Genomic DNA, 17,814 nt, shown 5'->3' with positions numbered 1-17,814 from the left:
AAGAATTTGTATCTTTTATTTTTTGTTTCATTTATGCCCTATGCTACTGGAATAGTTAGTAGTCATTTCATGAATCATACGGCACAGCTCTTTTATGGACTGATCGTTATTGTTTCAACGGTAGCAAACTGGTTTTTACATAAAGTAATTGATAAACCCAATATAGATCAGAAAGAATTACTTGAAGCTACCGCACAATATAGGAAGTTATTGATACCTGACCTAATAATTAAAGGAGTGGGATTGATTCTGTCCTTAATTCTCTATCCTCCGATTATGATGTATAGTGTTTTAATTGCGGCATTTTACATCATAACTTTAAAAACACTATCCGAAAAAAGAGTGAATAACTAAAAAACGGTGACCAAAGTTAGGTGTATTATTTTAATGCTTAGAGACCTAAACTATTCCCTATTTTAAAAATATTGATTCAGATTTTATGAAATTAAAAAGTAGATATTGTTCAGAAAATCCTTGATATTACGCTGTTTTTAGTCCAACTGAAATCCATACTTTCCAAACCAGGTCTTAAGAAAGCTCGTAAAGCATCACAATTCTCAAAACGTTAATCAACACGATACTATCAACGTTTACAGACATTCAAGAATTTACTCTTGGATGTCTTTTTTGTTTCAAAAAATCAAAGTTCACCCCAGTAGTTTTTGTCTTATACAATTTCTTCCTAGTATTAGTTTAGTATGATATAATTAAATAAGAATAATATAAAGGAGTTATAAATGAAAATAGGAAAAGGCATCAACTGGCTGTTGATTTTGTTATGTTCCTTAATCTCGGTAGTGCTGATAAGTTTTCTCTTCTTTAATCATAAGAAGCAAGATGCAGAAGTAGTGAATACTCCTACAACGGAACAGCGTTCTACTACTAGTACGACAACGACTAGTTCAACAACCACTAGTTTAACGACTACCCAAGATAGTATTACTACTACGGAGGAGGAAAGACCTTCGACACAAGAAGAGAAAACGAATGCTGAATCACAAAAAATAGATGAGCAAGCCATTCTAAATGGAGATTTCTCTACTCTAGTTGGAACGTGGAGAAATGGAGTTGGCCAAGAGTTTACATTCGATAAAAATGGATTAGTAAACAGTGGGAACATTGAGAAAGTGAGCATGGGTAACCATGGAACTATTGAATTCAGTGTTAGATCTGGTTTTACAGGGTATGGAATGAGTGTTTACCCTGCTGGACTTATTATAGATGGGTTAGATTCTGACTTAAGTAAAAACAGACTTACTGCTGGTCAAGCTGCTCCAACTAAATCAGAACAAGTTTTTTATAAAGTAGACTAAATGATTAACCATCTCAGATTTGATGAGATGGTTTTCTTCTTTATTTGTGAGTCATTATCACTTTATGAAGATGAAGCAAGTAAGGTTTAAAATTTGATTTTCCCAGTAGACATTTGTCTACTTTTTTTATATAATAAAACTAAACCAAAATGGTTGAATTTTAAAATAGAGTCAACCTACGATGAAAACATCAGACTAGGAGGTAAAATATGTACCAACCACAAAAACTCAAGGCTCGGAGAAAAGAGTTAAAGCTAACACAGAAAGAAATTGCAGAGAAGCTTGGCATTAGTTTTCAGGCTTATTCGGCTTGGGAGCGTGGTGTCAAAGAGCCTTCTGAAGGAAAGGTTACGCAGCTAGAGAAAATCTTAAAAGTACCAAAAGGCTATTTCACCCAAATCGAAATTGTCCGTCTTTATAACAGCCTTTCCAATCAAGGGAAAGAAAAGGTGGTAGTCTATGCTCGCGACTTGGCTCAAGAAGAACAAGCCAAGAAGGTGACAGCCATTTCAGAAAAACTCTACGAGTATCATGTCTATGAACGCATGTCGGCTGGTATAGGAGCTTCGGTTTATGATGATCGGAATTTTGATACGGTTTACTTCAATGAAGAATTGGCTCACGATTTTGCTTCGTGGGTGTCTGGGGATTCTATGGAACCTAAATATCAAAATGGTTCCGTGGCTCTGATTCGAGAGACTGGATTTGATTACGACGGAGCTGTCTATGCAGTGGTTTGCAATAACCAGACCTATATCAAAAGAGTCTACCGAGAAGAAGATGGTCTGCGTCTGGTCTCTATCAATCCTAAATACAAGGATATTCACATTTCTTACGAAGAAGACCCGCGGATTGTGGGCATTATCGTGGGTAATTTTGTACCGATGGAGGGATAGTCTATGGGCTACTTTGATTATTCCAGAGAGCCCAAAAGTGATATTGCCTTTGTTGATATGAAGTCTTTTTATGCCAGTGTTGAGTGCGTAGAAAGAGGACTTCATCCCCTCAAAACTTCCCTTTGTGTCATGAGTCGAGCAGATAATTCTGTTGGTCTAATCCTTTCCTCCTCTCCTATGTTTAAAAAGGTCTTTGGGAAAGCAAATGTAGGTCGTGCTTATGACCTCCCTTTTGATATCAAAACACGTAAATTTTCATACTACAATGCCCAGAAACAAGGTTTACGGACAGACCCATCCTATGTGAAATTTATCGAAGACTGGGCTCGGTTGACCGTGATTGTCCCTCCTAGGATGGATAAGTATATCGCGGTCAATATGGAAATTCAACGAATCTTTCAGAATTATGGAGGTCCAGATGATATTTATCCCTACTCTATTGATGAAGGTTTCATTGACTTGACCAGTTCGCTCAATTATTTTATCCCAGACCAGCAGATTTCTCGCAAAGGTAAGCTGGACATGCTTTCTGCTCGTATCCAGAGAGATATCTGGCGACAGACAGGGATTTACTCGACAGTTGGAATGTCTAATGCCAATCCTCTGCTTGCTAAGCTGGCCTTGGATAATGAAGCCAAGCGAACACCAACCATGCGAGCTAACTGGTCTTACCAAGATGTGGAAGATAAGGTTTGGGGTATTTCCAAGATGACTGACTTTTGGGGGATTGGGCATCGGATGGAGAAGCGCTTGAATGGTTTAGGGATTCATTCGATTAATGAATTGGCCAATAGCAATCCTGATGTCCTGGAGAAGGAACTTGGTCAAGCTGGACTTCGCCTGTGGTTTCATGCCAATGGGATTGACGAGAGTAATGTTCATAAACCCTATAAGCCAAAATCTCACGGTCTAGGCAATTCGCAAATTTTACCGAGAGACTACGTCAAACCGCGAGATATCGAAATTATCCTTCGAGAGATGGCTGAACAAGTGGCTATTAGACTTCGAAGGGCCAGAAAGAAGACGACGGTGGTATCTATCCATCTTGGTTTTTCTAAGCAGGAACAGAAACGCTCCATTCATACCCAGATGAAGGTTGAACCGACCAATAACACCAGTATTTTGGTCGGTCATGTCCTGGAATTATTTCACAGCAAATATACTTCTGGGGCCGTCAGGAGTGTTGCCGTTAGTTATTCAGGATTTGTGGACGAATCCTTTGGTTTGATTTCCCTTTTTGATGATGTAGACAAAGTAGAAAAAGAAGAAAGGCTCCAGACTGCCATTGATTCCATTCGAGAGCAATTCGGATTTACTTCTCTCTTGAAGGCGACTGCCTTAGAGGATGCCTCAAGAAGTATTGCCAGAAGTAAGCTGATCGGAGGGCATTCTGCTGGAGGATTAGATGGACTCAAATGATTGATCGTTCTTACTTACCTTTTCAATCCGCGAGGAACTACCAGGATCCAGGGATGCAGAAGTGGATGGGCTTCTTTTTATCAGAGCATACGAGCTCGCTCAGTGAAGAAAAAAATCGTGTCGATTTCTCGACAGATTTGACTCCTGTTGAGAAGTTGCTCTTGCTCTCTCAACTCTATATAAATCGACTAAAGGGCTCTTTTGTGGTCAAGGAGGATAATCATAAAAGCACGATATTGGGTGAAGTAAGAGAATTGTCTCCTGAAGAGGTCTCGGTTAAAACTGATGAGAGCTATAGACTGCTAAGGGTCCAAGACATTCTCGCAATCCAACTTTGTCAGGAGGAAGTTTATGACTAGAAAAGAGCTTTATGAAAATAAACTACAGATGGACTATTTCTCAGACGACTATATTCGTTTCGAGGAAGATTTCCAAAAATACTCTGCCATGAATGTGCCCCTGACTTTTCTGATTGACGACATTCTACGAACTATGGCCATCAACCAAAAGGACTACTTTGTCTTGAACAAGGAAAATGCCAAGGACGGTAGGGAACATCGGTTTTATTTTAGGGTGAAGATGAAAAAAGATTGTCCACGAACCCGAACTTATGTCTATCTTGGACTTGGGCAAAATTATCAGTAAAGATTTTGGTCTTAAATATATGTTGTTGCAATAATAACGCTGCAAACAACTATCATTTCCAGCCATTCAAGAGAGATTTCTTGAATGGTTTTTTGTTTGTATTTTAAAAGCAATTGAGCTATACCAATTTTTATCCTTGACAAGTGAAAGAAACAAGTATATACTGTTTTTGCTGATTCTGCAAAGCGAGAATTAGACTATACCAATTTAAGGAGAAAGCACAGCTGGTCTGTGTCGTATATACTATGTGTGGAATTGTTGGTGTTGTTGGAAACACAAATGCAACTGATATTTTGATTCAAGGGCTTGAAAAGCTCGAATACCGTGGCTATGATTCTGCGGGAATTTTTGTCCTAGGTGGTGCTGAAAACCATTTGATTAAGGCAGTTGGTCGTATTGCAGAATTGTCTGCTAAAACGGCTGGTGTTGAGGGAACAACTGGTATCGGACATACTCGTTGGGCGACTCACGGGAAACCAACAGAAGACAATGCTCACCCACACCGCTCTGAGACAGGACGTTTCGTCTTGGTGCACAATGGGGTGATCGAAAACTATCTTGAAATCAAGGAAGAATACCTTGCAGGTCACCACTTCAAGGGACAAACGGATACAGAAATCGCCGTTCACTTGATTGGAAAATTTGTTGAAGAAGACGGCTTGTCAGTACTTGAAGCCTTTAAAAAGGCTCTTCACATCATCCGTGGTTCATATGCCTTTGCTTTGATCGACTCTGAAAATCCAGATGTCATCTATGTAGCGAAGAACAAATCACCACTTTTGATTGGTCTTGGAGAAGGCTATAACATGGTCTGCTCAGATGCCATGGCTATGATTCGTGAGACTAACCAATACATGGAAATCCATGACCAAGAGTTGGTAATTGTGAAAGCTGATAGTGTCGAAGTTCAAGATTATGATGGTAACAGCCGTGAGCGTGCTAGTTATACTGCTGAGCTTGACTTATCTGATATCGGTAAGGGGACATATCCTTACTACATGCTCAAGGAAATTGATGAGCAACCAACAGTTATGCGTAAGTTGATCCAAGCCTACACAGATGAGGATGGTCAAGTTGTTGTAGATCCAGCTATCATCAAGGCTGTTCAAGACGCAGACCGCATCTACATTCTCGCAGCTGGGACTTCTTACCACGCAGGATTTGCTTCTAAGAAGATGTTGGAAGAATTGACAGATACGCCAGTTGAACTTGGTATCTCTTCTGAGTGGGGGTATGGTATGCCGCTTCTCAGCAAGAAACCACTCTTCATCTTTATCAGCCAATCTGGTGAAACAGCTGATAGCCGTCAAGTTTTGGTTAAGGCTAATGAAATGGGTATCCCAAGCTTGACAGTGACAAACGTGCCAGGATCAACGCTGTCACGTGAAGCCAACCATACTATGTTGCTTCATGCAGGTCCTGAAATTGCCGTAGCATCAACTAAGGCTTATACAGCCCAAATCGCAGCCCTTGCCTTCCTTGCAAAAGCAGTCGGTGAAGCAAATGGCAACGAAAAAGCCAAAGCCTTTGACCTAGTTCACGAATTATCAATCGTAGCTCAGTCTATCGAGTCAACCCTTTCAGAAAAAGAATTGATTGATGCGAAAGTTCGTGACCTCCTTGAAACAACACGCAACGCCTTTTACATCGGACGTGGTCAAGACTACTATGTGGCTATGGAAGCGAGTCTCAAACTCAAAGAGATTTCTTACATCCAATGTGAAGGTTTTGCGGCTGGAGAACTCAAGCACGGAACGATTGCCTTGATCGAAGATGGAACACCTGTTTTGGCCCTCTTATCAGATCCAGTTCTTGCTAACCACACTCGTGGAAATATCCAAGAAGTGGCAGCTCGTGGAGCTAAGGTCCTCACCATCGCAGAAGAAAATGTTGCCAAAGATACAGACGATATCGTTCTTACGACGGTCCACCCTTACCTCTCACCAATCTCAATGGTCGTACCAACACAATTAGTCGCTTACTTTGCAACCCTACATCGTGGACTCGATGTGGATAAACCACGTAATCTTGCTAAGTCTGTAACGGTAGAATAAGGGAAATCCTGCTGTTACTCTTCAATTTTTCTTGTCATCCTATAAAAATCTTGTTATACTATTGAAAAGTAGTAAATAGTGAAGTATAAGGAGATTGAGGCGGGGATGAAAAAAGGGAAAATTTCAACTATCATAGGACTCTTGTTTGCAAGCTCGTTTTTGATTCGAACTGTCATCATTCATCAAATGAGAGCTTCAAAGAAACAAGAGAGTGAAAAGATTGCTGCAGTTCAGAAATTTATAAAATCTCAAGAACAGGCAGAGTCAGAAAAACAAAAAGGTTTTTATACGGATATCCTTCGAAATGGATCAGAAACTTCTGAACCAAGACCTAGCTACGACAAAACTATATTTGTGAATCAACAATACAATATTGGTGTTAGAGATGGAGCCTATTATCTACTAACACTCAGTAGCAACAAAGAAGTCTTGCTAGAAGGGGTCGACGACGCCTACGCCCTAGATGTTAAGAATGAAGATAACAATAAACAAGAAGTTGCCATGGTTGTTCATAAAGATGGAGCTTGGCATGTTATAAATGGTGAAGGGGAAATCACAGTAACTCTTGACCGACAATACATCACAGCTCATACCAAGCTTGTGATTAAGGACCAGACAGTTGATTTTGAATAATGTAACTGTTGTATGATTTTTAGAAATAAATAGATTTCAAAAACCTCCTAGAATTTTTCTAGGAGGTTTTTAAAATTATAAATCTTGCATAGAAATTTTATTAAGTTCGTTGACAACTTGTAGGATAGATAGTCGACTGATGTTCATAATTCTCTTGTTATTAATTCCTTTAATATCAAAATTAGTGATAATGGCATCATAGTCGCTTTGCCTAATTTCGTCAATATTTAAGGTTTCCTTGTCCCATGTTTCGTACTGAATATTATTAGAAGTGTGAAATTCATAGAGGGATATCAAGAATTGTGGATGGGCAAAGTCATATTCACTGAGAACCAAGACTCTAACTTTCTTTTTATATTCAAATAATTGATCTGTAAGGCCCTCTGCGTGGGTGAATAAGGTGTAGATTAGGTGAGAAAGGGCAGAAGTTTTTTCTTTTTGTCCCATAATATTCTTATATCTTACCATTTCAAGTACTGTTGCATCATAAAATCGGGGGAAGAATTTTTTAATTTTTCTAAGGGTATAATCTTTATTTTGTGAGATGATGGATTCAGAGTTAATTTCTCTTCGTTCAAGTAAGGCTGTGTTGTGCAAGTTCCAAATCAAGGTATCTGTATTGGAAAATTGGACACCAAATTCCCGAGTTAGATTATCTAGTATGTCCCGTGCTGCGTGATAAGAACGGTTAACTTGTTCGTTGCTTTGACGGGCATCTAAGAAATCTTCAACTGTAAAGAAGAGCGTAGATTCAGTGAATGGACTGAAAATTTGACAGAGGTTGTCAGGTGTAATTTCAATATCTAATTGTTGGGCCAAGTCTTGTAATAGATTCTGAAAATCGGGAAGCTGATCGAATATAGGGTTCAACCAAGCAGCGTTTTGTTCTGGCAACTGAACCAGGCATCCTCTCTTCATTCTATGCAAATCTACAGTAGCTTGAGTTTTAATTTGATAAAGATTCTGATATTTTGCAGGGAATTTTGCTAATCCTAAGAATAGAGAAACAAAACGATCAATATCTTCTTCTTTGACTCCCGTAAAAGGCCACTCCAAAAAGTTATAAGCTTCGTGAAAATATTGGGAGAAGAAAAATCGAATATCTTTTTCATCTCCAATGATAGAAATTGGGGTTACCTTGAGTTTAAAGCGGTAGGTTCCATCAAGTGTCTTATTGATATCCGCAACCTTTTTTCGTAAAGACGGAAGGGAAATATCCAGAGTTTCAAAAAGATGTTCGTAGGTAAAAGGACTATCTAAAAAGAAGAAGGCCTTTAAAATTTGAAAATAATCAGATGTCTGCAAAAAATATTGGTAAATTCGTTCAATACCATTATTTTGTGTATTCACCATCATAATTCCTGCAGTCGAGTGTCTGATATCAAAATCAGGAAAGATTTCACGTAATTCTTTGATATCACTTTTAATGATGCGGGCATTGTAACCAATGGTTTTAGATAAAACATCTAGATAAATCCAATCAGGATTTTCGAATAAATACTCTAAAATCTTTAATTGTCTTTGTTCTTTAGGGCTGAGTAATTCTCTCATTGTAAATAATCTCCTGCAGTAACTTTTGAAAATTAGGAAATAAGATAGGTGGAGGACACCGAGGTTGTTTGCGTAAAATAAAGTCACCCCTTAGGAGAGATTAGGAATCTAACGATTAGGGGTGATGGTGGGTAAAAGAGTTCAACTAGCTTTCAATCTACTTGCGATACAAGCGGTCATATTGGTAGTAAGGATCAAAAGTTACGTTGATTCCAAGTTTACGAAGGACGTTCTTGTCTTCATCCGTTAAGATAATTGTAGAATGAGCTTCGCTTCCTTTGAGATTTCCGAGTTCTTTCATGGCATGATCTGCATCAGGATTTTGCATAGCTGTGATGGCTAGTGCAATGAGAATTTCGTTAGAATGAAGACGTGGGTTGCGACTGCCCAAGTGATTGATTTTCAAACCTTGGATTGGTTTTACCACTTCAGGTTCGATTAATTTTGTTTCTGCATCGATATTAGCTGATTTTTTGATAGCATTAATCAAGGCAGCTGCTGTTGGGCCAAATAGTTCTGAGTTCTTACCTGTAACGATTTCACCAGAAGGTAATTCAAGAGCTAGGGCAGGTCCGTCTGTTTCTTCAGCTCTTTGTCGAGCAGCTACAGCTACCTTACGATCAGCTGGTGTGATACCGAGATCATTCATGAGAAGCTCAATCTTCTTCACAGCTGTTTCTCCAACCTTCTCAGCTTTGAAGTCGAGGACTGTCTGGTAATAGCGGCGGATAATTTCCTGTTTAGATGCTTCAATGGCAGCGTCGTTATCAGTGATGGCAAAACCAACCATATTTACACCCATGTCAGTTGGAGATGCATAAGGAGACTCACCCAAGATACGTTCTAGCATGCGCTTAAGAACAGGGAAAATCTCGATATCGCGGTTGTAGTTAACTGTTGTTTCTCCGTAAGTTTGGAGATGGAATGGGTCAATCATATTAACATCATCTAGGTCTGCTGTGGCAGCTTCATAAGCTAAGTTGACTGGATGATGGAGAGGGAGATTCCAGACTGGGAAAGTTTCAAATTTAGCATAACCAGACTTGATACCATTCAGTTGGTCGTGGTACATGTTAGACATACAAGTCGCCAACTTACCTGACCCAGGTCCAGGAGCTGTAACGACAATCAAATTGCGACTAGTTTTGATATAGTCGTTTTTCCCCATTCCTTCTGGAGAGATGATGTGATCCATATCTGTAGGATACCCCTTGATAGGATAGTGAAGATAAGAGTCGATACCATTTTTCTCTAATTGATTACGGAAAGCATCTGCTGCAGGTTGACTAGCATATTGAGTAATGACAACAGAGCCAACAAAAATCCCCAATTCATTGAATTTATCAATCAAACGAAGCACTTCTTGGTCATAAGAAATACCCAAGTCGCCACGTGCTTTAGAATGCTCAATGTTGCTCGCATTGATGGCAATGACAACTTCTACTTGTTCTTTCAACTCTTGTAAGAGCTTGATTTTGTTGTCTGGTTCATAACCAGGAAGGACACGAGCAGCATGGAAGTCTTCCAACATCTTGCCCCCAAACTCCAAGTAGAGTTTACCGTCAAATTGGTTGATACGCTCCAAGATATGGTCGCGTTGTAAATTTAGATATTTTTCAGAACTAAAAGCTTGTTTTTTCATTATTTTACCTCTATTTTCTATTATATAAAAAAAATAGAAGATAAGAAACTAGAGAGTCACAAAAGTGAGAAAAAAGATAAAGCAAACGCTTGCACAAATTGCAAAAAAAGTCTATGATGGAGTAAAGTTAATTTAAAAGAGGTAAAAAGATGCAAGAAAAATGGTGGCATAATGCAGTCGTCTATCAAGTTTATCCAAAAAGTTTTAAGGATAGCAATGGTGATGGGATTGGCGATTTACCTGGCATTACCAGCAAATTAGACTATCTAGCGAAGTTAGGGATTACAGCAATCTGGCTTTCTCCTGTTTATGATAGTCCTATGGATGACAATGGTTATGATATTGCCAATTATCAAGATATCGCTACTATTTTTGGCACCATGGAGGATATGGATGAGCTGATTGCTGAAGCTAAAAAACGAGACATTCGAATCATTATGGATTTGGTGGTCAATCATACATCAGATGAGCATGCTTGGTTTATCGAAGCGCGTGAAAATCCTCAAAGTCCCGAACGTGACTACTATATTTGGCGTGATGAACCTAACAATTTGACGTCAGCTTTTAGTGGTTCTGCCTGGCAATACGATGAAAAGTCTGGTCAATACTATCTCCACTTTTTCAGTAAGAAGCAGCCAGACCTCAACTGGGAAAATGAAGAACTTCGCCAAAAAATCTATGAGATGATGAATTTCTGGATTGATAAAGGGATCGGCGGTTTCCGTATGGACGTCATTGACATGATTGGGAAGATTCCTGATCAGAAGATTGTCAACAATGGCCCTATGCTTCATCCTTATCTTAAGGAAATGAATCAGGCAACCTTTGGCGATAAAGATTTACTGACAGTAGGAGAAACTTGGGGAGCAACACCAGAGATAGCAAAACTCTATTCGGATCCAGATGGGCAAGAATTGTCTATGGTCTTCCAGTTTGAACATATCTGTCTTCAGTATCAGGAAGGACAACCCAAGTGGCAGTACCAAAAAGAGTTAAATATAGCGAAATTAAAAGAAATTTTCAACAAATGGCAGACAGAGTTGGGAGTTGAAGATGGCTGGAATTCACTTTTCTGGAACAACCATGACCTCCCTCGTATTGTCTCTATCTGGGGAAATGACCAAGACTACCGTGAAAAATCTGCCAAAGCATATGCAATCTTGCTTCATCTCATGAGAGGAACGCCTTATATCTACCAAGGTGAAGAGATTGGAATGACCAATTTCCCGTTTGAAAGCTTGGAGCAAGTAGAGGATATTGAATCCCTCAACTATGCGCGTGAAGCTCTTGAAAATGGTGTTCCAATGGAAGAAATCATGGATAACATCCGTGTCATCGGTCGTGACAATGCCCGTACCCCCATGCAGTGGGATGGGACAAAAAATTCTGGTTTCTCAGATGGTCAACCTTGGCTTGCTGTAAATCCAAACTATGCGAAGATAAATGTAGAAGAAGCTTTAGCAAATCCGGATTCTATCTTCTATACTTATCAAAAACTGGTAAACATTCGTAAGGAAAATAGCTGGTTGATTCGTGCTGACTTTGAACTTCTCGAAACGGCTGAAAAAGTCTTTGCTTATATCCGTAAAGATGGAGACCGTCGCTTCCTAGTTTTGGCCAATTTGTCCAACCAACAGCAAGAGTTTACAGTAGAAGAGTCAGTCAAGTCTATCTTGATTGAAAACACCTCAGTAGAAAAAGCTTTGACTACACAGACCATGGCTCCTTGGGATGCCTTCTGTGTTGAATTAACAAATTAAACCCATAAAAACTCAAGTGTCCAAAGATGCTTGAGCTTTTTTCTAAAATAAGTGTAAAAACTTCTTTAATAAATATTAGTTTGAATTTTCTAAAAAATTCCATGAAAACCCTTGCTTTTATAAAAAAATAGGGTATAATGGTGAAAAATAGTATTTTAAAGGAGAATACCGATGAAATCGAAAAAGTGGCTCGCAGTAGCAGGTATAACGATGAGTGCAGCTCTACTTTTGGCAGCCTGTAACAAGGCTGAGAAAAAAGCAGATGCTCCAACGACATTTTCATACGTATATGCCATCGATCCGACAACATTGGATTATAGCATTACTAGTAAAAGTTCAACATCAGACGTCATCGCCAACTTGGTCGACGGACTCTTGGAAAATGACAAATACGGGAACTTGATTCCATCGCTTGCTGAAGACTGGTCTGTTTCACAGGACGGTTTGACCTACACCTACAAGCTACGTAAAGGTGTCAAATGGTATACTTCAGAAGGAGAAGAGTATGCTGAAGTCAAGGCACAAGACTTTGTGACAGGTTTGAAGCATGCTGCAGATGGTAAATCAGATGGTCTAACTCTTATCCAAGACTCTATCAAAGGTTTGGCAGAGTATGTCAGCGGTGAGACAAATGACTTCTCAACAGTCGGTGTCAAAGCAGTTGACGATTATACAGTTGAGTATACTTTGAACAAACCAGAAAGCTTCTGGAATTCCAAGGTGACAACAGCGACTATGCTTCCTGTTAATGAAGAATTCTTAAATTCTCAAGGAAAAGATTACGGTGCGGCAGCGCCTTCGGGTATTCTCTACAATGGTCCGTATATTTTGAAGAACTTCACTTCAAAATCAGTGATCGAGTACGAAAAGAACCCAAATTATTGGGACAAAGACAATGTTAAAATTGACCACGTCAAGCTTACCTTCTACGATGGTTCTGACCAAGAATCATTGATTCGTAGCTTTGCGTCAGGCTCATATACAACAGCTCGTCTCTTCCCAACTAGCTCAAGTTTTGATTCAACGAAGAAAGAATACGGCGATAAGATCGTTTATAGTCCGCAAGAAGCGACAAGCTATTACTTTACTTTCAACGTAAATCGTCAGTCTTACAATAAAACAGCTAAGACAGATGATGCCCAAAAAACATCAACTAAAGAAGCGCTTCTTAATAAAAACTTCCGTCAAGCTATCAACTTCGCTCTTGACCGTCATGCTTACTCTGCACAGATGAATGGTGAAGAAGGTGCAGACAAGATTATCCGTACCAGCCTTGTGCCTTATGACTATGTACAGGTCGGCGAAAAGACCTTCGGTGAATTGGCTCAAGAGCAACTGGTAACATACGGAGATCAATGGAAAGATGTTGCTTTGACAGATGGTAAGGATACTCTTTACAATCCAACAAAAGCAGAGGCTGCCTTTGAAAAAGCAAAAACAGAATTGCAAGCCAAAGGTGTAACATTCCCAATTCATTTGGATATTCCAGTTGAACAGACAGATGTTATTGCTGTGCAACAAACCAACTCTCTCAAACAGTCTGTCGAAGCAGCACTTGGAAGTGAAAATGTTGTCATCGATGTACTTCAAATGACTGACAATGAGAAAATGAGTATCACATCTCAAGCCAAAGTGCCTTCTCAGAAAGACTATGACTTGAACGGAACTGGTTGGGGGCCAGATTATCAAGACCCAGCAACCTACCTCAATATCTTAGATGCTAAGAAGGGTTCTGCCCTTAAACACTTGGGGATCACAAAAGGGAAAGATCCAGAAGTCATGGCTCAAGTTGGACTTGATGAGTACAAGAAACTCTTGGATGATGCGGCGTCAGAAACCAGTGATCTCAACAAACGCTATGAAAAATATGCCAAAGCACAAGCTTGGGTATCTGATAGCTCACTTCTCATCCCTGTAGCATCTTCAGGTGGTTCTCCGACAGTTAGTCGCACAGTGCCATTCTCAAAAGCATACTCTCAAGTTGGTATCAAGGGAGATCCATTTGTATTCAAAGGCTTAGAATTGCAAAATGATATTGTAACTGCTAAAGAATACGAAGAAGCTCTCAAGAAATGGCAAAAAGAAAAAATTGAAACAAATGCCAAATATCAAAAAGAGTTAGCGAATCACGTTAAATAATCTTTAACTATCCGTAAAGAAATCTTGTTTTTAGCAGGATTTCTTTCTTTTTTTCTATTGCAAATAAGAGGTCGAATAGTATATAACTTTACTTTTAGACTAAAATTTGATAAAATAGTTGTATGTCATAAAACCTAACATAAAAGGAGAAAAATGGATCATGAAACTCAAAAAACAACTGATTGGAGCGGGGTTGACACTTGCCGCAGCGGTCTTATTGGCGGCATGCGGGAAATCAGCATCAGATGCTAAAACCTACTCGTCAACATTTGGTGCTGACCCGACAACCTTCAACTACCTGTTGGACTACTCTGGTGATAATACCGCTGTTGTAACCAACTTGGTGGATGGTTTGCTTGAAAATGATAATTACGGAAATCTTATTCCTGCTCTTGCAGAAGATTGGAGCGTTTCTAAAGATGGTTTGACTTATACTTACAAACTTCGTCAGGATGCTAAATGGTTCACTGCTGATGGGGAAGAATATGCTTCAATTAAAGCGCAAGATTTCGTCACAGGTATCAAGTATGCAGCTGACAACAAGAGTCAAGCACTCGATTTGATTCAAAACTCAATTAAGGGCTTGGATGATTATGTCACAGGCGTAAATACTGACTTTTCAAATGTTGGAGTTAAGGCTCTAGATGATTACACTGTCCAATATACCTTGACACGACCAGAACCATTCTGGAACTCTAAGACTACAAATAGTATCTTATTCCCTGTTAATGAAGAATTCTTAGCTTCTAAAGGTAAAGAATTTGGAGAATTAAAACCAGATGGTATTCTTTATAGCGGTCCGTATCTGTTAAAAGAATTTACATCAAAATCATCTCTTGAGTACATGAAGAACCCTCATTACTACGACCAAGAAAAAGTAACGATTGAAAAAGTTAAATTGGCTTATGTTGATGGTTCTGACCAAGATATGACTATCCGCAATTTCGAAAGCGGAGCTTACTCATCTGCCGGTGTCTACCCAAATAGTTCAAACTTTGCAAAGACGAAAGAGAAATACAAGGACAACATCGTCTATAGCTTGCAGGACGCGACTTCTTGGTACTATAATTTTAACGTTAATCGCCAAACATACAATCATACAGCTAAGACTAGTGATGAACAAAAACAAGCTACCCAAGCTGCTATTTTAAATAAAAACTTCCGTCAAGCAATCAACTTTGCAATTGATCGTACAGCCTACTCAGCTCAGTCTAATGGAGAAGAAGCTGCTAAAAATACTCTTCGTAACACACTTGTACCACCGACTTTTGTACAAGTTGGAGACAAGACTTTTGGTGAGACAGTCGCATCTAAGTTGGTAAACTACGGTACACAGTGGTCGAATATGAATCTTGAAGATGCTCAAGATGGATACTTCAACAAAGAAAAAGCACAAGCTCAATTTGCAGAGGCTAAAAAAGAATTAGAAGCACAAGGTGTAACCTTCCCGATTCATTTGGACTTGCCTGTAGACCAAGTTAATAAAACCTTGCTTCCAAAGATTAATTCTATCAAACAATCGGTTGAATCAACTCTTGGGGATGAAAATGTAGTGATTGATGTAGTTCAAATTTCAACGGAAGACTATGCCAATGCGACATTCCAAGCTCCAACTCCAGCAGATCATGACTATGATTTGAATTTGGATGGATGGTCAGCTGACTATCAAGACCCTTCAACTTACCTCAATCCTTTCAATTCTGAGGACGGTTTCTATCTCAAAATTTTGGGACTTGATCCAAGCAAGGATGCAAACAAGATTACTAGTCTAGGTTTGGACCAATATACTCAAAAATTGAAAGCAGCAGATTCTGAAAATACAGACGTGACAAAACGTTATGAAAACTATGCAGACGCACAAGCTTGGCTGATCGATAGTTCACTATTGCTTCCTGTAAATTCAAATGGTGGTGGAGCTTCAGTGACGCGTGTAACACCGTTCACACGAGCATACTCACTTGTCGGGATCAAAGGTACTGGAAACAACTACAAGTACATGAGATTGCAGACTGATGTCGTTACAAGTTCTCAATTTGCTGAAGCTAAATCTAAATGGGAACAAGAACGTAAAAATGCAGTTGAAAAGAGTCAAAAAGAATTCGAAAGCCACGTTAAATAAATAAAAATAGAGCTTATAAAAGCTCTGTTTTTATTTATTTTGTCCCCTGTAAACATTTAAACTATCAAAATATATAAACATATGTAAAAAGTAAACATATGCTGCAAAAAGCAAGCGCTTCCTTGGTAGATGTAGATAGCCTTGAGATATAGTTTGTGATATAATTAAATTAAAATATATTGTAGAGGTGTTTCGTGAGTACCAGACGCTTGAAAAAAAGTAAATCTAGTCAAATTCAGCAGAGCTTGAACGCAGGTTTGTTAATTATCTATGTAGTTCTTGCTTGTTTTTTATTGTTTCTAATTTTTAGATATCAGATTTTAGCCATCAATTTTGTGAATATCATTCTCTCAGTAGTACTCGTACTTGTGGCATTGCTGGCACTGATTTTAATTTTGAAGAAAAAAGCTAAAATCTTTACATTGATTATGCTTGTCTTGGCAGTGTTACTAAGCTCAGTAGCTGTAGTAGCAGTACAACAGTTTGTTAGTCTTGCAAATCAATTTAATGCCACTTCTAATTATTCGAGATACTCTATGAGTGTGGCAGTATTAGCTGACAGCGAAATTAATGATGTTTCTCAACTTTCTAGTGTGACTGCTCCAACAGGAACAGATGCTGAGAATATTCAAAAGTTGATAGATGACATTAAGACAACTCAGAGTAAAAATCTAACAGTGGAGGGGAGTTCTTCCTATTTGGCATCTTACAAGAGTTTATTGGCTGGTGAGACTAAGGCAATTGTTTTAAATGGTGTTTTTGAAAATTTAATTGAGCAAGAATATCCTGATTATGCTAAAAAGATAAGAAAAATCTACATCAAAGATTTAACAAAGACAGTTGCAGCGCCAAAAGCAACTACGGGTAATAGTTTTAATGTGTATGTTAGTGGAATCGACACTTACGGACCGATTAGCTCTGTATCGCGCTCTGATGTTAATATCATCATGACAGTTAATCAAGACACCAAGAAGATTCTCTTGACGACAACTCCTAGAGATGCTTATGTTCCAATAGCAGATGGAGGAAATAATCAAAACGATAAGTTGACGCATGCTGGTATTTATGGTGTTGATGCCTCTATCCATACTTTGGAAAATCTCTACGATATCAATTTGAATTACTATGCTCGTCTTAATTTTACTTCATTCTTGAAGTTGATTGATCTTCTCGGAGGTGTCGATGTCTATAATGATCAAGAATTCACTTCGCTACACGGGAAATATCACTTCCCTGTAGGGAACGTTCATCTGGATTCTGAACAGGCTTTAGGTTTTGTTCGTGAACGCTATTCATTGACAAATGGTGATGGGGATCGTGGTCGTAATCAACAAAAAGTGATAGCGGCTGTCATCCAAAAACTAACCTCGGCAGAAGCCTTGAAGAATTTTGATGGCATTATCCAAAGTTTGCAGAATTCCATTCAGACCAATATGCCACCAGAGACAATGATTAATCTGGTTAATGCCCAATTGGCAAGTGGAGGAAAATACACTGTCACAAACCAAGATTTAAAAGGAACTGGGCGTATGGATTTACCATCCTACGCTATGCCGGATAGCAACCTTTATATGTTAGAAGTGGATCCAACAAGCTTGGAAACCGTTAAGGCGGCTATTAAAGATACCATGGAAGGGAAATAA

14 protein-coding genes are annotated in these 17,814 nt (G+C 38.9%); 12 read left to right on the top strand and 2 right to left on the bottom strand.

Annotated features, from left to right (window positions below; genetic code table 11):
* Nucleotides 1-69 precede the first annotated feature (69 nt).
* The 8 genes from ACWPVF_RS07465 (at nt 70) to ACWPVF_RS07430 (ending at nt 6,960) form a co-directional block, all read left to right on the top strand.
* Nucleotides 70-354: a hypothetical protein gene (locus ACWPVF_RS07465; protein WP_014334291.1), complete on the top strand. Its 285-nt coding sequence runs from the start codon at nt 70-72 to the stop codon at nt 352-354.
* Nucleotides 355-737: 383 nt separating this feature from the next.
* Nucleotides 738-1,313 (top strand): DUF6287 domain-containing protein, encoded by a 576-nt coding sequence (locus tag ACWPVF_RS07460; protein WP_414307956.1) that lies wholly within the window; start codon nt 738-740, stop codon nt 1,311-1,313.
* Nucleotides 1,314-1,522: 209 nt separating this feature from the next.
* Complete coding sequence (locus tag ACWPVF_RS07455; RefSeq protein WP_414307955.1) at nt 1,523-2,209, top strand: XRE family transcriptional regulator; 687 nt, start codon at nt 1,523-1,525, stop codon at nt 2,207-2,209.
* 3 nt (nt 2,210-2,212) lie between these two features.
* Complete coding sequence (locus tag ACWPVF_RS07450; RefSeq protein ID WP_454385461.1) at nt 2,213-3,628, top strand: Y-family DNA polymerase; 1,416 nt, start codon at nt 2,213-2,215, stop codon at nt 3,626-3,628.
* On the top strand, nt 3,625-3,987 hold the full coding sequence (locus ACWPVF_RS07445) for a hypothetical protein (protein ID WP_414307953.1): 363 nt from the start codon (nt 3,625-3,627) through the stop codon (nt 3,985-3,987). The genes ACWPVF_RS07450 and ACWPVF_RS07445 overlap by 4 nt, the downstream gene beginning before the upstream one ends.
* The gene (locus tag ACWPVF_RS07440) at nt 3,980-4,273 is read left to right on the top strand and encodes a DUF5960 family protein (protein ID WP_414307952.1); all 294 of its coding nucleotides are present in this window, start codon (nt 3,980-3,982) and stop codon (nt 4,271-4,273) included. The genes ACWPVF_RS07445 and ACWPVF_RS07440 overlap by 8 nt, the downstream gene beginning before the upstream one ends.
* A 245-nt stretch (nt 4,274-4,518) precedes the next feature.
* On the top strand, nt 4,519-6,327 hold the full coding sequence (gene glmS, locus ACWPVF_RS07435; protein WP_414307951.1) for a glutamine--fructose-6-phosphate transaminase (isomerizing): 1,809 nt from the start codon (nt 4,519-4,521) through the stop codon (nt 6,325-6,327).
* Nucleotides 6,328-6,432: 105 nt separating this feature from the next.
* Nucleotides 6,433-6,960: a hypothetical protein gene (locus ACWPVF_RS07430; RefSeq protein WP_414307950.1), complete on the top strand. Its 528-nt coding sequence runs from the start codon at nt 6,433-6,435 to the stop codon at nt 6,958-6,960.
* 75 nt (nt 6,961-7,035) lie between these two features.
* Here ACWPVF_RS07430 and ACWPVF_RS07425 read toward each other — a convergent pair whose 3' ends face one another.
* Nucleotides 7,036-8,511 carry a M protein trans-acting positive regulator PRD domain-containing protein gene (locus ACWPVF_RS07425; protein WP_414307949.1) on the bottom strand — a complete coding sequence of 492 codons (1,476 nt, stop codon included), beginning with the start codon at nt 8,509-8,511 and terminating at the stop codon, nt 7,036-7,038.
* A 157-nt stretch (nt 8,512-8,668) separates the two neighbouring features.
* On the bottom strand, nt 8,669-10,153 hold the full coding sequence (locus ACWPVF_RS07420; protein ID WP_045613573.1) for a DUF1846 domain-containing protein: 1,485 nt from the start codon (nt 10,151-10,153) through the stop codon (nt 8,669-8,671).
* Between the two features lie 149 nt (nt 10,154-10,302).
* Here ACWPVF_RS07420 and ACWPVF_RS07415 point away from each other — a divergent pair, with 149 nt between their 5' ends.
* From ACWPVF_RS07415 to cpsA, 4 genes are all read left to right on the top strand, one after another.
* Nucleotides 10,303-11,913, top strand: a complete 1,611-nt coding sequence (locus ACWPVF_RS07415; RefSeq protein WP_454385457.1) for a glycoside hydrolase family 13 protein — start codon at nt 10,303-10,305, stop codon at nt 11,911-11,913.
* 171 nt (nt 11,914-12,084) lie between these two features.
* Nucleotides 12,085-14,052: a peptide ABC transporter substrate-binding protein gene (locus ACWPVF_RS07410; protein ID WP_454385455.1), complete on the top strand. Its 1,968-nt coding sequence runs from the start codon at nt 12,085-12,087 to the stop codon at nt 14,050-14,052.
* 160 nt (nt 14,053-14,212) lie between these two features.
* Nucleotides 14,213-16,171: a peptide ABC transporter substrate-binding protein gene (locus tag ACWPVF_RS07405; RefSeq protein ID WP_454385453.1), complete on the top strand. Its 1,959-nt coding sequence runs from the start codon at nt 14,213-14,215 to the stop codon at nt 16,169-16,171.
* Nucleotides 16,172-16,365: 194 nt separating this feature from the next.
* Nucleotides 16,366-17,814, top strand: coding sequence for an LCP family glycopolymer transferase CpsA (cpsA, locus tag ACWPVF_RS07400; RefSeq protein ID WP_045613580.1), 1,449 nt, complete (start codon nt 16,366-16,368; stop codon nt 17,812-17,814).

It is taken from the genome of Streptococcus sp. Marseille-Q7087, assembly GCF_965111935.1.
This window is presented reverse-complemented; position numbering and strand designations above follow the sequence as displayed.